Annotated in this window: 17 protein-coding genes and 3 tRNA genes; 12 read left to right on the top strand and 8 right to left on the bottom strand. The window is 40.3% G+C overall.

Translation table 11 applies throughout. The features are described from left to right. Positions 1 to 4: 4 nt before the first annotated feature. Positions 5 to 2,584 carry a DNA gyrase/topoisomerase IV subunit A gene (locus SD427_RS08680; protein WP_320560881.1) on the top strand — a complete coding sequence of 860 codons (2,580 nt, stop codon included), beginning with the start codon at positions 5 to 7 and terminating at the stop codon, positions 2,582 to 2,584. A 104-nt stretch (positions 2,585 to 2,688) separates the two neighbouring features. Here the strand turns inward: SD427_RS08680 and SD427_RS08685 are convergent, their stop codons facing one another. Further along, positions 2,689 to 3,192 (bottom strand): Fur family transcriptional regulator, encoded by a 504-nt coding sequence (locus tag SD427_RS08685; RefSeq protein ID WP_320560882.1) that lies wholly within the window; start codon positions 3,190 to 3,192, stop codon positions 2,689 to 2,691. Between the two features lie 129 nt (positions 3,193 to 3,321). Here SD427_RS08685 and SD427_RS08690 point away from each other — a divergent pair, with 129 nt between their 5' ends. The 3 genes from SD427_RS08690 (at position 3,322) to SD427_RS08700 (ending at position 4,957) form a co-directional block, all read left to right on the top strand. Beyond that, a complete protein-coding gene (locus tag SD427_RS08690) occupies positions 3,322 to 3,810 on the top strand; it encodes a GEVED domain-containing protein (RefSeq protein ID WP_320560883.1) in 489 nt (162 codons plus the stop codon). Next, positions 3,807 to 4,172 carry a T9SS type A sorting domain-containing protein gene (locus tag SD427_RS08695; RefSeq protein WP_320560884.1) on the top strand — a complete coding sequence of 122 codons (366 nt, stop codon included), beginning with the start codon at positions 3,807 to 3,809 and terminating at the stop codon, positions 4,170 to 4,172. Before SD427_RS08690 ends, SD427_RS08695 begins: the two co-directional genes overlap by 4 nt. A 131-nt stretch (positions 4,173 to 4,303) precedes the next feature. After that, the gene (locus SD427_RS08700; RefSeq protein WP_320560885.1) at positions 4,304 to 4,957 is read left to right on the top strand and encodes a rhomboid family intramembrane serine protease; all 654 of its coding nucleotides are present in this window, start codon (positions 4,304 to 4,306) and stop codon (positions 4,955 to 4,957) included. 936 nt (positions 4,958 to 5,893) lie between these two features. On the opposite strand, the gene SD427_RS08705 is transcribed toward SD427_RS08700, so the two are convergent. The 5 genes from SD427_RS08705 to SD427_RS08725 all read right to left on the bottom strand — a co-directional run bounded on the left by SD427_RS08705 (position 5,894) and on the right by SD427_RS08725 (position 11,755). Then, the gene (locus SD427_RS08705; protein WP_320560886.1) at positions 5,894 to 8,392 is read right to left on the bottom strand and encodes a T9SS type A sorting domain-containing protein; all 2,499 of its coding nucleotides are present in this window, start codon (positions 8,390 to 8,392) and stop codon (positions 5,894 to 5,896) included. A gap of 389 nt (positions 8,393 to 8,781) precedes the next feature. Then, positions 8,782 to 9,630 (bottom strand): peptide chain release factor N(5)-glutamine methyltransferase, encoded by an 849-nt coding sequence (gene prmC / locus SD427_RS08710; RefSeq protein WP_320560887.1) that lies wholly within the window; start codon positions 9,628 to 9,630, stop codon positions 8,782 to 8,784. Further along, the gene (yaaA, locus tag SD427_RS08715) at positions 9,631 to 10,389 is read right to left on the bottom strand and encodes a peroxide stress protein YaaA (protein WP_320560888.1); all 759 of its coding nucleotides are present in this window, start codon (positions 10,387 to 10,389) and stop codon (positions 9,631 to 9,633) included. A gap of 4 nt (positions 10,390 to 10,393) precedes the next feature. Beyond that, the gene (locus tag SD427_RS08720; RefSeq protein ID WP_320560889.1) at positions 10,394 to 11,095 is read right to left on the bottom strand and encodes a type II CAAX endopeptidase family protein; all 702 of its coding nucleotides are present in this window, start codon (positions 11,093 to 11,095) and stop codon (positions 10,394 to 10,396) included. Between the two features lie 48 nt (positions 11,096 to 11,143). Beyond that, complete coding sequence (locus SD427_RS08725; RefSeq protein WP_320560890.1) at positions 11,144 to 11,755, bottom strand: L-threonylcarbamoyladenylate synthase; 612 nt, start codon at positions 11,753 to 11,755, stop codon at positions 11,144 to 11,146. Between the two features lie 101 nt (positions 11,756 to 11,856). On the opposite strand from SD427_RS08725, the gene SD427_RS08730 reads away from it, so the two are divergent. The 4 genes from SD427_RS08730 to SD427_RS08745 all read left to right on the top strand — a co-directional run bounded on the left by SD427_RS08730 (position 11,857) and on the right by SD427_RS08745 (position 12,687). Continuing rightward, a tRNA-Met gene (locus SD427_RS08730) sits at positions 11,857 to 11,929 on the top strand. Between the two features lie 38 nt (positions 11,930 to 11,967). After that, positions 11,968 to 12,040, top strand: a tRNA-Met gene (locus SD427_RS08735). Between the two features lie 39 nt (positions 12,041 to 12,079). Further along, positions 12,080 to 12,152, top strand: a tRNA-Met gene (locus tag SD427_RS08740). 124 nt (positions 12,153 to 12,276) lie between these two features. After that, complete coding sequence (locus tag SD427_RS08745; protein ID WP_320560891.1) at positions 12,277 to 12,687, top strand: hypothetical protein; 411 nt, start codon at positions 12,277 to 12,279, stop codon at positions 12,685 to 12,687. Between the two features lie 46 nt (positions 12,688 to 12,733). Here SD427_RS08745 and SD427_RS08750 read toward each other — a convergent pair whose 3' ends face one another. Together SD427_RS08750 and SD427_RS08755 are read right to left on the bottom strand one after the other, a co-directional pair. Further along, positions 12,734 to 12,940, bottom strand: a complete 207-nt coding sequence (locus SD427_RS08750) for a DUF2945 domain-containing protein (protein WP_320560892.1) — start codon at positions 12,938 to 12,940, stop codon at positions 12,734 to 12,736. 144 nt (positions 12,941 to 13,084) lie between these two features. Further along, complete coding sequence (locus SD427_RS08755; protein ID WP_320560893.1) at positions 13,085 to 13,669, bottom strand: hypothetical protein; 585 nt, start codon at positions 13,667 to 13,669, stop codon at positions 13,085 to 13,087. Positions 13,670 to 14,000: 331 nt separating this feature from the next. Between SD427_RS08755 and SD427_RS08760 the strand changes: the two genes are divergently transcribed. From SD427_RS08760 to SD427_RS08775, 4 genes are all read left to right on the top strand, one after another. Next, positions 14,001 to 14,366 (top strand): BlaI/MecI/CopY family transcriptional regulator, encoded by a 366-nt coding sequence (locus SD427_RS08760; protein WP_320560894.1) that lies wholly within the window; start codon positions 14,001 to 14,003, stop codon positions 14,364 to 14,366. A gap of 6 nt (positions 14,367 to 14,372) precedes the next feature. Beyond that, entirely contained in the window at positions 14,373 to 16,250 is a 1,878-nt protein-coding gene (locus SD427_RS08765) for a M56 family metallopeptidase (RefSeq protein ID WP_320560895.1), read from the top strand. Between the two features lie 116 nt (positions 16,251 to 16,366). Beyond that, complete coding sequence (locus SD427_RS08770) at positions 16,367 to 17,188, top strand: GLPGLI family protein (protein WP_320560896.1); 822 nt, start codon at positions 16,367 to 16,369, stop codon at positions 17,186 to 17,188. 4 nt (positions 17,189 to 17,192) lie between these two features. Next, a complete protein-coding gene (locus tag SD427_RS08775) occupies positions 17,193 to 18,101 on the top strand; it encodes a GLPGLI family protein (protein ID WP_320560897.1) in 909 nt (302 codons plus the stop codon). The last annotated feature ends 80 nt before the right edge of the window (positions 18,102 to 18,181 follow it).

Consider the following 18,181-nt stretch of genomic DNA (forward strand, 5'->3'; position numbering starts at 1 on the left):
ATACATGATGACAGAAGAAAATCCGCAGGAAGGTGAAAGCTTAAAGAAGGTTTCCGGGCTGTATAAAGACTGGTTTCTGGATTATGCTTCTTACGTAATTTTAGACCGGGCCATCCCGTCGGTATATGACGGTTTCAAGCCTGTTCAGCGAAGAATCATGCATTCCATGCGCGAGCTGGAAGACGGGCGTTACAATAAAGTAGCCAATATCGTAGGGAATACCATGAAGTATCACCCGCACGGCGATGCGTCCATTACCGATGCAATGGTGGGCATCGGACAGCGGGAACTGCTGATCGATACCCAGGGAAACTGGGGGAATATCTACACCGGGGATTCTGCAGCCGCAGCAAGATATATTGAAGCAAGGCTGACCCCTTTTGCGCTGGAAGTGGTATTTAATCCCAAAACTACGGAGTGGGCCAAATCCTACGACGGAAGAAACAATGAACCGATTGATCTTCCGGTAAAATTCCCTTTGCTGCTCGCGCAGGGTGTCGAGGGAATCGGGGTAGGGCTTTCCACGAAAATACTGCCCCATAATTTCAATGAGCTGATCAATGCTTCCGTAGCCCATTTAAAAGGAAAAAAGTTTGAACTTTTCCCTGATTTCTTAACGGCGGGTTACCTGGATGTTTCCGAGTACAATGACGGCCACAGAGGCGGAAAAGTAAGGGCACGGGCGAAAATTTCGCCTTTGGATAAGCATACCCTTATGATCACGGAGCTTCCGTACTCCAAGACGACCACCGACCTGATTGATTCTGTTCTGAAAGCCAATGAAAAAGGCAAGATCAAAATCAAAAAAATTGAAGACAATACTTCAGATAAAGTAGAAATACTGATCCATCTTCACAATGATGTTTCACCGGATAAAACCATTGATGCCTTGTACGCTTTTACAGACTGCCAGGTGACGATTTCACCCAATGCCTGTGTTATTGTAGGCGACAAGCCGATGTTCCTGAATGTATCTGAAATCCTAAGGAGAAATACGGAGCATACGGTATCGCTGCTTAAAAAAGAACTGGAGATTGAGCTGCATGAATTGCAGGAAAGCTGGCATTTTTCTTCCCTGGAAAGGATTTTTATTGAAAACAGGATCTACCATGACATTGAAGAGGTGAAAACCTGGGAAAATGTCCTGAAAACCATTGACAAAGGCCTTAAGCCTCACACTAAGCACCTGTTGAGAGCTATAACGGAAGAGGACATCCTGAAGCTGACTGAAATCAGGATCAAAAGGATTTCAAGGTTTGACCTGGATAAGTTCAAAGAAAATATTGCTGCCCTGGAAGGCAAAATAGAGCAGGTAAAACACCATCTGGGGCATCTTATTCAGTATGCGATCGATTATTACCTGAACATCCAGAAAAAATACGGAAAAGACCGGCAGCGAAAAACGGAACTCAGGATTTTTGATACCATTGATGCAACAAAAGTTGCCGTGGCCAATGAAAAGTTCTACGCCAATTTCGAGGAAGGCTTTATCGGGACGTCCCTGAAAAAAGACCAGTACTTATTTGACTGTTCGGATATCGATGATATCATTACGTTCAGGAAAGACGGAAGCATGAAAGTGGTGAAAGTGGAAGCCAAGACGTTCATCGGCAAAGATATCCTCCATGTAGCGGTCTGGAAGAAAAACGACAGGCGTACGGTTTATAATATGATTTACCGTGAAGGACGTGACGGGCCCTATTATATGAAACGCTTTTTCGTAACCGGCGTTACCCGGAATACGGATTACCCTTTGGCTTCAGATAAAAAAGGCTCGGAAATGTTGTATTTTTCAGCCAATCCCAATGGTGAGGCAGAGACCGTAAGTGTGCTCATGAAGCCCAACCCGAGAATCAGAAAGAGCAAGATGGATATCGACTTTTCTGAACTGGCCATCAAAGGGCGTGACACAAAAGGGAACCTCGTTACCAAATTCTCCATTAAAAAAGTAGACCTGAAAGAAGAAGGGGTTTCTACACTGGCCCCGAGGAAAATCTGGTTTGATGATACGGTGCGCAGACTGAATGCAGACGGCAGGGGATCTTTGCTGGGAAATTTCAAAGGTGACGACAAAATCTTAACCATCAATACAAACGGCGAAGCCAAACTGATTTCTTTTGATCTCGGAAACCGTTTTGATGACCAGTATCTGGTCCTTGAAAAATGGCGCCCGAACCAGCCGGTTACCTGTATTTATTTTGATGGTGAAAAGGATATTTATTTCATCAAAAGGTTCTTATTGGAAAACACGCCGAACATTCAGACCTTTATGCCTTCCGAACACCCGAAATCATTCATTGAAACCATCATCGTTTCAAACGGTTCAACAGCCGAAATCATTTTTGCCAAAGACAAAGGCAAAGACCGCGAGCCTGAAACCGTGAATATTGATGAATTTATTGCTGTAAAAGGGATCAGGGCCATCGGGAACCAGTTTACGAAGTTCAAGGTAAAATCCATCAATTTTACCATCCCTGAACCGGAAGAAGAAGAGCCTGAAGCCGATGAAGAACCGGAACCTGCAGGCGGCTCCGAAGAGGACGGTACCATCGGGGATCTGTTTCAGAGTGAGGACGGTGCATAAGTAATTTCAGCCGGTGTAAAAAATATCTGCTTAAAAAAAGTTAAATAAACAAAAGAAGACCGGTTTAACAGCCGGTCTTTTTTGTTTATTCAATCTTATCAGATTTACAGGTTTTGACATCTAGGGCATATTCCGCTGATTACCAGATTATAGTTCCTAACTGTGAAATTTTTCGGAAGTTGGATTGCCGGTGTAATATTTTCAATGCATAGCACGGTTTTGCAATTTTCACAGTTAAAATGAACATGATCATGACTATGATGGTCTGTATGGCATATATTGTTGCATTTTGCGAAATTTACGACCCCGTCCACATTAGTTATTTTATGAATATTTCCTTCTTTTTCAAGGCGTTCAAGTACTCTGTATATAGTGACGCGATTACAGAGATCTCCTATTTTTCTTTGGATATCCGCATGGGACAAAGCAACCTCCGAACCGTTGATGATATTCAGGATCTCAGTTTTTGCGTGGGTATTTCTGATCTGTTTCATATATTTCGGAAGGATTAATTGTTTATACAGTAATACAAATTTACGGATAATTTTAATGTAACCTGCCTTGATGAAATCTGCTGCTGAACTGTAATAACATTTATTTGCGGACATTAGTTAAGCATGGATCGCAGAATAATTAAATTCCATCACATCGCATAATGTAATGTTAATATTAATTCTTTAATGCGACTTTGTTTCATTAATTGTTTTTTGCTAGATTTGTATCCTTAAATTTTTTATATGAAAACAGTTTTATTGACAAGTATTTTTATGGCATGCCTTTTTGATGCCCAATCCATACAAAATCCCTGTACTTCAAACCTGGGTGGTGACATAGATCCTTCCTTTATTGAGATAAAGATTAATTCTACCCCTTTTAGTCATCAGACGTTTTCTTCATCAGGCATTTTTTATCATGATTACCCGGCCTCGGGAAATACGACAGCAACGCTCACGGCCGGGCAGACGTATCAGATCTATACTTCTACCTCTTCAGAAGCTGTAATCGGTATGTGGCTCGATACCAACCAAAATAATATTTTTGAAGCGCAGGAGTATAAGCAGCTGGTCAATTCCATGAACACCCAGAATACCGTCTCCTTTACTGTACCTGCCTCTTCTGCCAACGGAAATACAAGGATGAGGATCCGATCCAGGGCTTATGGAAGTGCCATCAACCCAGGAAATTTACTGTACCTGCCTCTTCTGCCAACGGAAATACAAGGATGAGGATCCGATCCAGGGCTTATGGAAGTGCCATCAACCCAGGAAATGCATGCTCGTCATTCGGATCCGGAGAAACAAGGGATTACACTGTAAATATTTTGGGAACACAACTCGGAACAAAGGAAATTTCTTTGGGTAACAATATTGAAATTTATCCTAATCCTACAGCAGATCTTTTACATATCCAAGGCAAAGAGTTTATATTACTTTTAGAAGTCTATAATATGGAAGGCAGAAAGATTAAAAGGCAGACTATTAATAATTCTAATATAACCATTGATGTTTCCGCATATGTGCCGGGAGAATACCTTGTAAAGATTTTTACCCGCACAAATAACAGAACATTTAAAGTTTTCAAAAATTAAGAACCTGTCCATTGTAACGTGGGTAATTTTGTATTTTCAGACCTTTTAAAAGCTAAAAAGGCTAGAGGAAGAGGAGGTTTTAAAGAATAGCATAAAACTTGCGTAGGAAATATAGAAATTAAACGTTAAAAATGAATATCCTTATTTTAATCATCGTCATTACGGCCATTATAAGCTTTGCCGCACCAAACGGAAGCAGCAATTTTGAGAAATATAAATTCAATGTAGGAGCAATCAGCAACCGGAAGGAATACATCCGTCTGCTTTCGGCAGGATTTCTTCATGCTGATCTCATGCATCTGATATTTAATATGTTAACTTTGTATTTCTTCGGTCCGGTAATTATTCAGGGATTCGGAAACTTCGGTTTTCTGCTTATTTACTTCGGATCCATTTTACTGGGAAATATATTTTCACTGTTTATTTACCAGAAGCAGCCCTGGTATTCCGCCATCGGAGCAAGCGGCGGGGTTTCAGGCATTTTATTTGCCGCCATCGCCATGATGCCGGATATCGGAATCTACATGTTTTTTATTCCAATTCCTATTCCTGGCTATATCTTCGGTCTGGTATATTTCGCCTATTCGGTTTATATGATGCTGAACCCAAGCCAGCATGACAATATCGGGCATGCTGCGCATTTGGGAGGTGCATTTTTCGGGCTGGTCTATGCTGTGCTTACCCAGCCTCAGGCTGCAGTAGCAAACTCTTTATACATCGGTATTATGGCATTGCCGCTGATCTATTTAAGTTATGAAATCTTTGTAAGGAAAAGGATCGGATAATCATTCTCTTTATAAAATGAAAGTCAGCAGATCCGGCATATTCACTATACTGTTTCCATACGGTGTAAATGCTTATGAATATCCCTGATTTTTAAAAGATTCATTTTGATCGAGGTTATTTTTAGTTTGAATCGTGTCGGTAAGTACATGCGACGATGAACTTATGATTAGGAACAATCCTGAAATGAGTTTTTTCATAAGAATCGGTTATTTAAATTTAATTATAACTGGAAAGCGGTCAGGGTCTGAAGATATTCTGCATAAATTTATATGACACAGTATATCACTATATTTGATCAGGAAATTAAAAAATATTTAACATTAAGGCACCTTATTAAGGTGCTTTAATGTTAAATAAAAAAACTGATAACTATAAATACCTACTATGAATAGGTTTTAATATCTTTAATCTAAATGCGTTTTTAGCGCTTACTAAACCTGCCGCGGTGAATGCGCCTGATTCAGGAAAAACTAAAAAGCTTTAAGAATGAAAAAGATATATCTCCGGAGAGCATGGCAAAAACATTAGAAGTTTCTGTAGAAGAGATCAAAGATTAAATTGCAAAATTTCCTTTTCAATTTGATAATTCTACTTTATATGATCAGTCAGGAAGTAACATTCATTATTACAATGTTGCTGATTTCTTTATAGAAACTCAAAAAAAATACATCAGAAAATCAGAAGAAATAAAAATTTTAAAGAAAGAAAATGAAACACTGAAATTCAGAATAAAATAATCAGCAATTAATTTATTTGCTTCCAAAAATAAATCTGTCATTCTCAGGGAAGTTTTATATAAAAATATCTTCAGAAAATTCAAAGGTTTTGAAACTCAATATCAGATAGCCAATGTCACAGGCGTTATTGTTTCATTTTTTGAAAAACAAAAAGCCGCCCCAAAAACTGGGACGGCAGGCCATATAAAATAATCAATTTTACTTTTTAATAATCTTGTGCGCTGAGCTTCCTTTATCCGTTTTAATCCGGACAAAATAAAGGCCGCTTTGAAGGCTGCTCATATCAATGGTTTTGTTATTGCCTCTGATATGTTTTACAGTATCTCCCGCACTGTTGGTTATTGTCACCTGTTCAACCGTATCCGGAACAGTAATGCTGAAAAAGGTTTCAACAGGGTTTGGATAAATTGTAACATTTTCTGCAACCGTATTTTCCTGAGTGGACAAAACTGAGGAAGCATATTGGGTTTTAATGTAGAACAGGTTGGCCACACTTCCTTTTGTGATGGAGTGGGATCCTGCAGCTACCGTTGGAATTGATACGATTCCCGAAGAAGCCGTGTAAGAAACATTATCCACCTTCACCGTTCCGCTGAATGAAGGATCGAAAACCAGTGTTAAGGATGATGCCGCAGCCGTGGTGTATGTGATTCCTGTTGCTGATTCTAATTTCAGGCGTTTTGTCAGGGTTAATCCGTCGTACGTTGCCATACCGTCGGTAGAATTGATATTTGCAGACGTGAAGGTATAAAATGAACTGGTAAGGTTAGAAACAGAGAAATTGTGGATTTCATTTCCCTGAGGGTTTGTCCCTGACCCTGGCGTAACTGAAATGCTTCCTGTTCCTGAAACGGCTGTTCCGGCTGTACCAGAGGTCATTATTGTGAAATCAAGGTCAGCGGTAGGCGTTCCTGAAACCGTAACCGTTTTGGCTGAAGCATTTTTAACAAAGCTGATTCCGGAAGCCGGTAAACCTGTAACCGCTGCATCCGTTGCTGTTCCGCCCCACGTAAAGACCATAGGGGTAATGGCCGTTCCTGCTGTGACAGCCTGGTCATTGTTTGAAGGAACAGCAAGGGTCTGGGAACTTGCAGAGGCTGAAGAAATTCCCTGTACATAGACCAATGAAGAGACATAGTTTTGCAGCACGGCCATTAATCCGGTATTTACAGAAGAAGAGGTATCATCGTTGGCATTGCTGAAAGTCCAGCTGATATCTCCACCGGAAACCCTTCCGGAATACTGCATGACCTTATCTTTTGCAGCCGTCGGGGAATCCGGGACCAGAGTATTGACATAGAGCGAATTATCTGTATCAAAGTTGTTATATGTACCGTTCCCCTGGAATGCCTTGATGGTATTTCCGAGCACTTCATTTCTTGAAGCAGATACATAAGCATCAAAATGACTGGCTGCTGTTGCCGCATTATAAGGAACGAAAGCCGTCTGACCGGTCATGTAGTTGTTGAATGCCTTCACCACACCGCCGTTTTCACCCGAAAATGTTCCGGGAGCGCCATTGGCAACGTCTGTTCCCTGTTTTGAAGTAAGAATCGGGTATTTTGCATTTCTGAAATAATTTCCCTCCACGAAAACCGAAGAGCCCAGGGTAGAACCTACTCCATATTTAGAATTTCCGTCATAGTAATTGTTGTAGACGTGGGCAGAATAATAGCGCACTCTCGGATGTCTTGAATCTGAATGATCAAACCAGTTGTGGTGGTAAGTGATGTAAAGGCCTGCGGTCGTTCCTTCACTTAAACCCAGCAAACAGCTTTTTCCGTTATCCCAGAAATGGTTGTAGGAAAAAGTGACATAGGTGGATTTTTTAGCATCCAGCGCCCCGTCGCCTTTTTCCTGATCGGCATCAGAACCGGGAGCACCATAAAACAAGTCGTTATGGTGGGCCCAGATATAGCTGTTATTCTGCTGTAAGCTGAGGTTATCACCTTCCGAAGCATTGGTCAGCATGAATCCAAGATTTCTCACTTCTATATTGGTTGCGTTTTTAATACGGATTCCCCAGCCGTTTACCAGTGCATCATCACCAACACCCTCAAAAGTAATTGAGCTGGCATCGATATTTTTATTTTCAATCACGGCATCGCCATTCAGAAGATAACCGGGATCTGTTACATTTCCCAACAGTCTTATGGCCAGAGGCCTTGTATCCATGCCTTTTTTGAAACCGTCCAGAATACTCTGAAGACCGACACAGGGATTTGCATTGGCTCCTGTAACATTCAGTGAAACTGTGTTTTTAGTATCCTGTGTCACGTAGATGACCACAGCGTTTGCTTTTAAGGTTCCATTCAGGTTGTAAGCTCCCGGAACCCTGGCATTGTGATGGGCAAATCCGTTTCTGTCATGAGCAAGAACGGTCACCGTACCGGAAACCGCAGCCGCACCCTCTACATTCCCTGTTACCGGGACCACTTTAACCGTATAGTTTCCGGCGCTTAATCCTAAAATATCCGCCCTGAAATAAGTGCCGTAGCTTCTTATAAGCTGTGTATCAATAGGTTTATCGGTAAATCCGCCTCCGGTATAATACACTTTGTAGCTGTCAGCCCCGTTGACAGGGTTCCATTTGACATAAGCAGATTCAAGCCAGCCTGTTGCCTGGGTAATGGTTACCTGTGCTTTCAGAAGGAAAGGACTGAAAAGCATCACAAAATAGATCAATATTCTTTTCATAGATTAGTAATTTTTTGGTTGTTTTAAAATGAAATATTTAATGTGTAATCGATTACACACAAATATATGTAAATAACCATTACAAATCATTTGGCGGTGAAATTCATTTGAAAAATGTCTTTCAGGGTCCGGTTTTAAAGGGATTCCGTAATTATTTTAGAAATATGTTAATCGTATAACCAGGTGGCAATAACATCATACCCATTTCCTGAAAAATGAATAATTAAACAAAGAAAAGGTTTAATTAAGAAATTTATATTTGAAAAAACAAAAAAATCCGGTCAAGGTAATTAACCGGATTTTATCCTGACTATTGACAGGCTGGAAACAGATTTTTTATAATGGGAGTTTATAATTTTCAGATAGGTACGTTTGAAATTTCCGGCTGATTATTTTTCACCAAAAACAAACCGGTCATTTCCCGATAAATCCTGGATTAGGGCAGCCTCCGTGAAATTACGGTACAGTTCCAGCGTTTCAGGGCCTAATTTCTGATTGATTTCCAAAAACAGCATCCCGTTTTCATTAAGGTGTTTTTCAGCATCTTCTGCAATCTTCCGGTAAAAGATAAGCGCATCGGAAGTAGGGGAGAAGAGGGCCATTTTCGGTTCAAATTCCTTCACGGAATCAGCAATTTCTTTTTCTTCTTCGATACCGATGTACGGCGGGTTTGAAATAATGATGTCAAAATTTTCATTCAGGCTGTAAGTAAGGTAATCTGCTTGGATAAAATTTACGTCCAGCTTATGGAACGCTGCATTTCTCCCGGCTGTTTCCAGGGCCTTTTCAGAAAAATCAACGGAAGTTATCCGGGCTTTTGGAAAGTGTTTTTTTAACACCAGAGGAATTACTCCGCTGCCCGTTCCGATGTCAAGGATTTTTATATCCTCCCTCCATAATTTTGAGCTGTGGATGTTCTTGATCGCCAGTTCCAGCAGCTCCTCGGTTTCAGGCCTGGGGATCAGTACATGTTCATTTACAAAGAATGTCATGCCGTAGAATTCGGTTTCACCCAGGATGTGCTGGTACGGCTTCTCGGTTTTCAGTTCTGAGATTACGTGCAGAAGCTTTTCTTCATCATCCTGCAATAGTGCCTGGCCGGAAAATTTCCTTTGATAAAAAGGATTGAGCCCTACGATTTTTCCAATAAAAACAGAGCACAAAAAAGCACTTTCCGAATCTATGTATATTTCCGAAAGCTGTTCCCTGAAATATTTTTTAAATTCTCCTACTGTCATCTATCTTGTAAAAACCAGTTTTGTATCCGTTGATTTTTCTTCATCAATCATGTAGCCTTCATAATTGAATGCCTTTACATCATTCAGGGTTTTGGCATTGGTTTCCGCACAGAATCTTGCGACCATGCCCCGGGCATGCTTGGTATACACCACAATGGTTTTGAGTTTTCCCTCCTTCAATTCATAAAACTCGAAATCAATAATCTGATGACGGATTTTTTTACGGTCGATGGCTTTGAAATATTCCTGGCTTGCCAGATTCAGGACAATCTCATTCTTTTTGAGTTCGGAATTCAGCTGATCCGTTATTTTATCCCTCCAGAATTCATACAGATTATTGTATTCATCGAACTTGAAAGGGCGTCCCATTTCCAGGCGGTACAGCATAACTTTATCAGAAGGTTTTAAAAGGCCGTACAGGCCTGAAAGGATCCTGTGGTTTTTCTGTAAGTAATCCACAGCACTTTTATCCAGTGTCTTGGCATCCATGCCTCTGTATACCTCACCTGTAAAAGCATACAGGGCAGGAGCGGATTGTTTTGCCGTAGGTTTTGCATCCCATTTCTGGTTTCTTTCCCAGTTTTCGTCCGCCAGTTTAGGCGAAATTTCCATCAGTTCAGAAAGATATTTCGGGGATTTGTGCTTTAAATGGGAGTGTATGTAAGCTGCGTCATCAATGAATTTAGGAGTCGTGATTCTCAACAGGTCCGTTGAATTTTCGGTGTTCATTAATTTGGCGGGCGATGTTATTATTTTCATAAGGTTACAATACAGATAAATGTTTAACGTTAATAAAATTCATGACCATCAGTGATACGAAATCATACATGAAGTGACAGATGATGAGAATTTTTATATTTGAATACCGTTTGTAAAAAACAGCAAAAACAGCTCCGATAAAAAACGGGACCAATACCTGGCCTATCGTTCCGTAGGTACTGTGGAGGATCCCGAATAAAACGGCAGGAATCAGGATTCCGGAATAGCGACTGCTGTATATATTTTCAATCCGCGGCTGCATATAGCCGCGCATCAGGAGTTCTTCCACAACACCTGCCGTAAGGCAGGTTATTATGATTAACGAATAATTGTTCCTGAAAATCAGAGCCAGGCGCATCAGCTGGCTGCTGTTTTTTTCATGGGTTGAAATTTTAACAAAAGTATTAAGAAGTGCACCTCCTAATAGGCAGATAAAGTACAGGCTGATTACGGCTCCGATGTAAAAAAGTACAGAATAGGATTTTTCTTTCCAGAGCAGGAAATACTGTTTCTCAACAAAAAGACTGTACAGGAAGACAATGATGGCCACCAGCCACAGGATCATCCGGGAATAAAAAAACTTCTCTGAAGTAATCTCTGCTGTTCCCGCCATCATATTGACAACAGGAAAGATGTAAAGCATAGCCGCAGCCAGCAATACAAACGTAAGCAGGATGCCCAAGGCATATTTTCCGTTAAGACTCATAAATTAAATAAATAAAACCACAGCTGATTCCGGAGGATAAGCTTATTTTTAAATATCTCCCTTTCCCTGTCTTATGATTTCAGGTTCTCCTGAAGTAAGGTCCACAATGGTAGAAGCGATATTATCGCCGTATCCGGAATCAATAACGATATCTACCAGATGACCGTACTTTTCTGCAATCAGTTCGGGATCTGTGGAATATTCAATGATTTCATCATCGTCCTTGATGGAAGTGGAAGCAATCGGATGCCCTAACTTCTCAACAATAAGTTGCGGAACCGGATGGTCCGGAACCCGGATCCCGATTGTTTTATGGTTTTTATAGGCGAGCGGTAAACTTTTATTGGCTTCAAGGATAAAGGTAAAAGGCCCCGGCAGGTGGCTTTTCAAAAACCTGAAAACGGAAGTGTTGATAGGCCTTGTAAAATCTGAAAGGTGGCTGAGATCATTACATATAATGGAAAACTGAGCCTTTTCAAGCTTAAGCTTTTTAATCTGGGCCAGCTTTTCCATTGCTTTTATATCAAAAATATTACAGCCCAATGCATACACCGTATCGGAAGGATAAATAATCAGTCCGCCGTTATTTAATGTTTTAACCACCTCATCGATAAGGTTTTCCCGTGGATTCTCAGGATATATTTTCAATATTTTTGCCATACCCCAAAGATACGAATATTAAAATAATTTTCATAAAAGTCTTTAATAGTCAAGAAAAATTAGGATTTTAAAAATATTGTCGTATATTTGCAGTCCAATAACGCGGGATGGAGCAGTAGGTAGCTCGTCGGGCTCATAACCCGAAGGTCATCGGTTCGAGTCCGGTTCCCGCTACTAAGTTAGTGCTTTCGGTAAGCACTCTAAAGATACACCGCGGGATGGAGCAGTAGGTAGCTCGTCGGGCTCATAACCCGAAGGTCATCGGTTCGAGTCCGGTTCCCGCTACTAAGTTAAGTGCTTTCGGTAAGCACTCTAAAAATACACCGCGGGATGGAGCAGTAGGTAGCTCGTCGGGCTCATAACCCGAAGGTCATCGGTTCGAGTCCGGTTCCCGCTACTGCAGAAAGAGTATTACAGATTTGTAATACTCTTTTTATTTCTCCATACAGTGACTTTTACATCATGCTTTTAATGGCTTAATTTATGCAGTTGAATAAACATATCATTAATAAGACAAGCGTATGTATAAGAAAATCCTTGCAGGTTTAGGAGGTGCCGTTGCACTCAGCCTGCTGCACGAAGCCATCAGGAAAAATTTTGACAATGTCCCGGAGATCAATAAAGTGGGGGAAGAAGCTTTAAATAAAGCGCTGGATAAAGTGGATATGAAGGTTACCAATCACGAACAGCTGTATGCGGCTACATTAGCCGGTGATGTCATCGGGAACGGGATGTATTACGCAGCTACGGCTACTACCGGTTTCAATATTGCTTCCGGGGTTTTAATGGGACTGGGTGCAGTAGCCCTTCCTGAGAAAATGGGACTGGATGATGCCCCGGTTGCCGAGAATAACCAGAAAAAAATAATGACGGTTGCCTATTATCTTTTCGGTGCGGTTGTTACCAAACTAATTTACGATAAAATTAAGTAACTGAATACCGGATAATTAAAAATGCCACAAATTAATTTGTGGCATTTTACATTTTCTTAAGGGCTGAAGCTTTATGCACCGCTGATTTCCCTGTCTTTTCACTCATTACTTCATATTGCGGTTCTTCTTCAGACGCACGGCGCTGCCTGTTCATAAACGTAAAATCCTTTGTATGGATGTGGGTAATCTTTCCGTGGGTTTCCCCGAAGCTGGAATTCCATCTTACCATATCTCCTTTTTTTAAACTGCTCATTCTGGTTGTTTTTGAAATAAGTTCAGATGATTCACTTATCATGCCATAACTATTGATTTGCTGTTTATTTCCGTCAGCGGATACAAAAAATCCCGCTTTGGACAAAGCAGGATTATTATTTTAATGATATTAATTCTGTTGAAATTATTCAGCTGCCAGCTGATTGAAAGGCTTAAGCGCATTATCATCAGCCATGGTCTGGCCTATAAATTCTTTTTTCTGGCCTCTTTTCATCCTGTTGGCTGCATCGCCTCCGCTAAAATAAGAATCATTCAGTTTTGTGGTGACTTCAGCAGGGTTGAATTCAAATTTTGTATCGCCTTCTACACCAAGGTAACCGTTCTTTCTCGTCAGGTTGGTAATATAGTTGTTGTAGTTGATCAAAGTGCCTCTGAACATAGAGGTATGGTATTCCATACACTTTTTGGCTTTCTTGGAAGCGTTGTTAAGGATACAGTTGTTCATGTTCCCGCGGTACAGGCGCCATTCCAGTTCCACTTTCCCGTATTCTTTGGCTAAAGCTGTTTTTCCGTTCGCAAGGATATTCGGATCGCTTTCTTTTTCGCTTATTTCCTTTAAATGCTTGATCACTAACGGAACGGTATTTTCAATTTTGTTTTTCGCTTCCCCTACCGCACTGAAATCCGCTGCCGGAGAACCTTTCTTCTGGGCTGTAGTAAAGTTAAAAATGAATAGCAATAGTACAATTAATAAATGATATCTTTTCATGAGAAATTTTTAAAGCACTAAAATAAATATATTTTCTGAGTTAAACCGACTTCATTTTAATTTTATGTAATAAAAATTAACAACTTTTAAGAATTTCAGCTCCAATCATCAGCTTTGCTGTAAAATGATCAGGCAGTAATTTAACTTTTTGAAAATGTAACAAATCTTATGAAAATTTATTAATCTGGTTATCAGTTGATTAAATGAATTCTGTTTTTATCACTAAAAAAATAGTTGTCCGTATTGATTTTATTTCTACATTTGTATCACTAAGGAATTAGTGATACGGATTATTTGAATCTGTATGAGAATAATGATAAATTAAAAGGATATGAAAATTCAGACATTGACAAAAGCAGAAGAACAGGTAATGCAGTATTTATGGAAACTCGAAAAGGGATTTCTGAAAGATGTTCTGGATCTTTTCCCGGAACCGAAACCGCATACCAATACCGTTTCTACCATTTTGAAAGTATTGAAAGAGAAGGAATTTGTAGACTACCGCGTATACGGAAGGCAGCATGAATATTTTCCGCTGGTTTCAAAGGAACAGTATTCCGGGAAAACCATGAAAAGCCTTGTGAAAAATTATTTTAAAGGCTCCTACAAAAGTGCAGTTTCATTTCTGGTGGAAAAAAACGAAATGACGGTAGAAGACCTTGAACTGTTGCTAAGCGAACTCAAAAACAAAGATTAACAGCCTATGGAAACTCTGCTTCTGTATTTTGGGAAAGTTATTGTATGTTCCGGTATAACATTTTTATACTACCGGCTGTCTTTAAAGGACAGGACGTTTCATCACTACAACAGATTTTATCTTTTGTCTGCGATGCTGATTTCGATTCTGCTGCCATTAATAAAGATAGAGGACTTTACGATTGAAGTAAGCAGCAGCGTCTACCGCCTGATTGATAAAGTACATAATTTTAATAACTACAAAAACACAGCATATGATCACATTTATTTTAGGATTATTTTTTCAGCTCTGGGATTCATTTCTTTCTTCTTTCTAGGAAGATTCATCTACGGGATTGTCAGGATCGGGCAGCTTAAAAGCCGGTTTCCGAAAGAGCATTTCGGCGGGATCAACTTTTACCGGACCAATCTGGCTGAAGCACCGTTTTCCTATTTCAGAAATCTGTTCTGGAAAAATTCCATTATGCTGGACTCGGATATCGGAAAGCAGATTCTGAAGCATGAAATGGTACATATTGAGCAGAAACATTCTTTCGATAAAATTTTTATCGAGATCATTACGTCAGTATTCTGGTTCAATCCTTTTTTTTACCTCATCAGAAAAGAAATCAGTTTAATTCATGAATACCTGGCGGATAAAAAAGCCGTCAGGCAATCGGACACCAAAGCATTTGCGCAGATGCTCTTAGCCAGCCACTTTTCCGGAACAGCGTTGCCGGCAACCAGTCCGTTTCTTAGTTCAAACCTTAAAAAACGCCTTAAAATGTTACAGAAACCAAAAACCAGATTCGGGTATGTGCGTAGAATTTTTGCATTGCCGGTCGTATTTTCAGTGGCCTTTGCCTATATGGTAAACGCGAAAAATCAGGAAATCAAAGCAACGAATATAGAAATCGAGAAAACCGTTTCCCGGATTGAGAAACAACAGGATGCGCGCATTAAAACGGATACCGTGACACCTGATGCTTCAAAAACACGGACAGCAGTAGTTCCCGGTGTCTCTAAAAGATCAGCCGATGAAAAGAAAATTGCAGATTTGAGCAAACAGATCCAGGAGCGTACCGCAACCTTAAAAAAGCTTAGTCCTGAAAGCAAAGATTATGACAGTTACCTTGAAGAAATAGGAAAACTATCCGGAGAGATCGGTAAAATTGCAGGCTCTGAAAAATTTCTTAAATCTGTAATGGTAATAAAAACGGACGGCAGGGATGTAAATATCAACGAATATTTCAAATCTGCGGAGTGGAAGGATAAAATCAGGAATATTGGAAATATGAAATATGAAGAAATACCGGAACTGCCCGAAATTCCTGAACTTAAGGTTGACCTTCCCGATCTTCCGCCGTTAGCGGTAAATATACCCAATACACCGAAAGTACAGATCTATTCTTTCAGGGACGCAAAAAATGGGAAGTGGTCCCCTGAAATGAAAAAAACATTCAAATTATCACGAACGGGAAACAACGGATCTGCTGCAGATGTCAGGAAAAGAGCCGAGCTGGAAAGGAAAAGGGCGAAAATTGATTCTAAAATAGCAAAGGTTTATAAAGAGCGTATAAAGTTAGAAGCTGAAAGAATGGCTTTGAACGGAAACAGAAAGGCTATGGTATTCAGCAACACGTTTAAAAACTTTCCGGAAGGTAAAATGTTAAGGATCAATGCTGACAACATCATAATCAACCAGGGTAATCAGACGTTGAATGCTTCAGGTATCAAAAGCATTGACGGAGCCGATAACATGAGGATATATTTTGACGGCAAAGAAGTTACAAAGCAGGAACTGGAAAGCTTGAATCCTGATAAGATTAAAAGCATGAATATCAACAAGAAAAAGGTTGACGGCGGAGAAACCTCCGGAGAAATTCGTATTGAAACTAAAAAATAACCATAAAAACCCGAATATAGCTCCTGTCAGTACTGCAAATTTCAGACTTGTTGTGATGTGCTGACAGGGCTTTTTTATTTAATCAAACAAAACAAACAGACAAACAAACAGCATTTATGAAAAATATACTACTGCTCTTTTTATTTTTAAGCATAACCACCGGTGCACAGAACCAGCGTTTTACCTATAACTACCAATTCATCCCGGATTCCACCAACGTTTCTGATGTTAAAAGCGAAATGATGAATCTGGATGTCTCAAAATCCGGATCTAAATTTTACAGCTATATGGTTTACCGCTCAGATTCTCTGATGAAAATTGATCTTGAAAGGCAGATGGCATCTTCGGGATCGATTAACGTTAAGTCTGATGACCGGAAAGGCCTGGTGCGGTACACGGTCTCAAAAAAATACCCAAAGTATGAAGTCTTTTTGCACAACAGGATTTTAAGGGACCAGTACAACGTTTCTGAAGAAAGGCCGATGATATGGAAAATAACTTCAGAAAAACTGAAAATCGGGGAATGGTCAGCGCAAAAAGCAGAAACTGACTTCGCCGGAAGGCATTGGTATGCATGGTTTACCACAGATATCCCGATTCAGGACGGACCTTATAAATTTCACGGGCTTCCCGGGCTTATCGTAAAAATGGAAGATAAGACGCTGTCTCACCGTTTCACTTTGCAGGCTGTGCAAAACATCAGTTCCATTCCGGAAGAGATCTTCGGGACTAATGAAATTCCGGTGAATGCCAAGCAGTACAGCAAACTTTTAAAAGACTACGAAAGCGATCCTACAAAAGGGCTTAAGCAAATGCAGATGGGCGGAGCGATAATGATTATGAAAGACGGGCAGAATGCCAGCATGAAAAACCAGGAAGAGCGCATCAAAGAAAGAATGAAAAAGGACAATAATAAAATCGAACTTGAAAATATTTAGAATAATGAAAATTGTTTTTACAGCATTATTTTTAGTTACAGGACTCAGCATTTTCGCACAGAACCGGTTTTTCTATGAGTACAAATACATTCCGGATTCCAGCAACAGGGAAGACGTCAAAACGGAGATGATGCTGCTGGATATTGATAAAAACGGCTCCAGTTACTACAGCCGCGATAAATTCATTGCCGACTCCACATCAATGGCAAACCTTCAGAAACAGCTGAAGGGCGGATCCGGAAACCTGAATGTCAACCGCAAAGACAATGCCGGACAGGTAGGCTATAAGGTAACGAAATCATACCCCGACTATAAAACCTTCCTGATTACCAGAGTTTCCATGGATCAGTATAAAATCATAGAAGACCGGAAACCCGAATGGAAGATCCTTCCGGAAAAACAGAAAATCGGTGCGTACAATGCCCAGAAAGCAACAGCCAGCTATGGCGGCAGGGAATGGGTTGCCTGGTTTACTACAGAAATCCCGTTCCAGGACGGGCCTTATAAATTCTACGGGCTTCCGGGACTGATTGTACAGATTGAAGATACTACAGGCTCACACAGGATGACTCTACAGGGCAACAAGAAAACCGAAGCTTTCGCAGCCCTCAGTGAAACGGAACTGCCGGGAAATGTAAAGATCATGGGAATCGGAGGGAAGGAAATTGAAGTAACCGAAGACCAGTTTAAAAAAGTATGGAAAGCCTACGTTAATGACCCTTCCAAGAACATGAGGGAAATGATGATGCGGAACGGCGGAGATAACAATAACACCCGGGTTACCTTTAAGGTGCAGACACAGGACGGAAGAGAAATCACAGATCAGAACCAGGTATTCAGGGAAATAGAGAAAAATACAAAAGAATCTCTGGCCAAAAACAACAATCCCATAGAACCGGATCTATATAAGTAGAATATGTAATTTTATTGAAAGCAGGGTGAAAGTCATTTTTCATCCTGCTTTCTTTTTGCTATATTTAATCAATACATCTT

It is taken from the genome of Chryseobacterium sp. JJR-5R, assembly GCF_034047335.1.
Lineage (GTDB): Bacteria > Bacteroidota > Bacteroidia > Flavobacteriales > Weeksellaceae > Chryseobacterium.

Excerpts from the sequence above, each read along its gene's own strand:
- SD427_RS08680 (WP_320560881.1), top strand. The coding sequence starts at position 5 with ATGATGACAGAAGAAAATCCGCAGGAAGGTGAAAGCTTAAAGAAGGTT.
- SD427_RS08685 (WP_320560882.1), bottom strand. The coding sequence starts at position 3,192 with ATGTCCGCAAATAAATGTTATTACAGTTCAGCAGCAGATTTCATCAAG.
- SD427_RS08690 (WP_320560883.1), top strand. The coding sequence starts at position 3,322 with ATGAAAACAGTTTTATTGACAAGTATTTTTATGGCATGCCTTTTTGAT.
- SD427_RS08695 (WP_320560884.1), top strand. The coding sequence starts at position 3,807 with ATGAGGATCCGATCCAGGGCTTATGGAAGTGCCATCAACCCAGGAAAT.
- SD427_RS08700 (WP_320560885.1), top strand. The coding sequence starts at position 4,304 with ATGAATATCCTTATTTTAATCATCGTCATTACGGCCATTATAAGCTTT.
- SD427_RS08705 (WP_320560886.1), bottom strand. The coding sequence starts at position 8,392 with ATGAAAAGAATATTGATCTATTTTGTGATGCTTTTCAGTCCTTTCCTT.
- prmC (WP_320560887.1), bottom strand. The coding sequence starts at position 9,630 with ATGACAGTAGGAGAATTTAAAAAATATTTCAGGGAACAGCTTTCGGAA.
- yaaA (WP_320560888.1), bottom strand. The coding sequence starts at position 10,389 with ATGAAAATAATAACATCGCCCGCCAAATTAATGAACACCGAAAATTCA.
- SD427_RS08720 (WP_320560889.1), bottom strand. The coding sequence starts at position 11,095 with ATGAGTCTTAACGGAAAATATGCCTTGGGCATCCTGCTTACGTTTGTA.
- SD427_RS08725 (WP_320560890.1), bottom strand. The coding sequence starts at position 11,755 with ATGGCAAAAATATTGAAAATATATCCTGAGAATCCACGGGAAAACCTT.
- SD427_RS08745 (WP_320560891.1), top strand. The coding sequence starts at position 12,277 with ATGTATAAGAAAATCCTTGCAGGTTTAGGAGGTGCCGTTGCACTCAGC.
- SD427_RS08750 (WP_320560892.1), bottom strand. The coding sequence starts at position 12,940 with ATGAGCAGTTTAAAAAAAGGAGATATGGTAAGATGGAATTCCAGCTTC.
- SD427_RS08755 (WP_320560893.1), bottom strand. The coding sequence starts at position 13,669 with ATGAAAAGATATCATTTATTAATTGTACTATTGCTATTCATTTTTAAC.
- SD427_RS08760 (WP_320560894.1), top strand. The coding sequence starts at position 14,001 with ATGAAAATTCAGACATTGACAAAAGCAGAAGAACAGGTAATGCAGTAT.
- SD427_RS08765 (WP_320560895.1), top strand. The coding sequence starts at position 14,373 with ATGGAAACTCTGCTTCTGTATTTTGGGAAAGTTATTGTATGTTCCGGT.
- SD427_RS08770 (WP_320560896.1), top strand. The coding sequence starts at position 16,367 with ATGAAAAATATACTACTGCTCTTTTTATTTTTAAGCATAACCACCGGT.
- SD427_RS08775 (WP_320560897.1), top strand. The coding sequence starts at position 17,193 with ATGAAAATTGTTTTTACAGCATTATTTTTAGTTACAGGACTCAGCATT.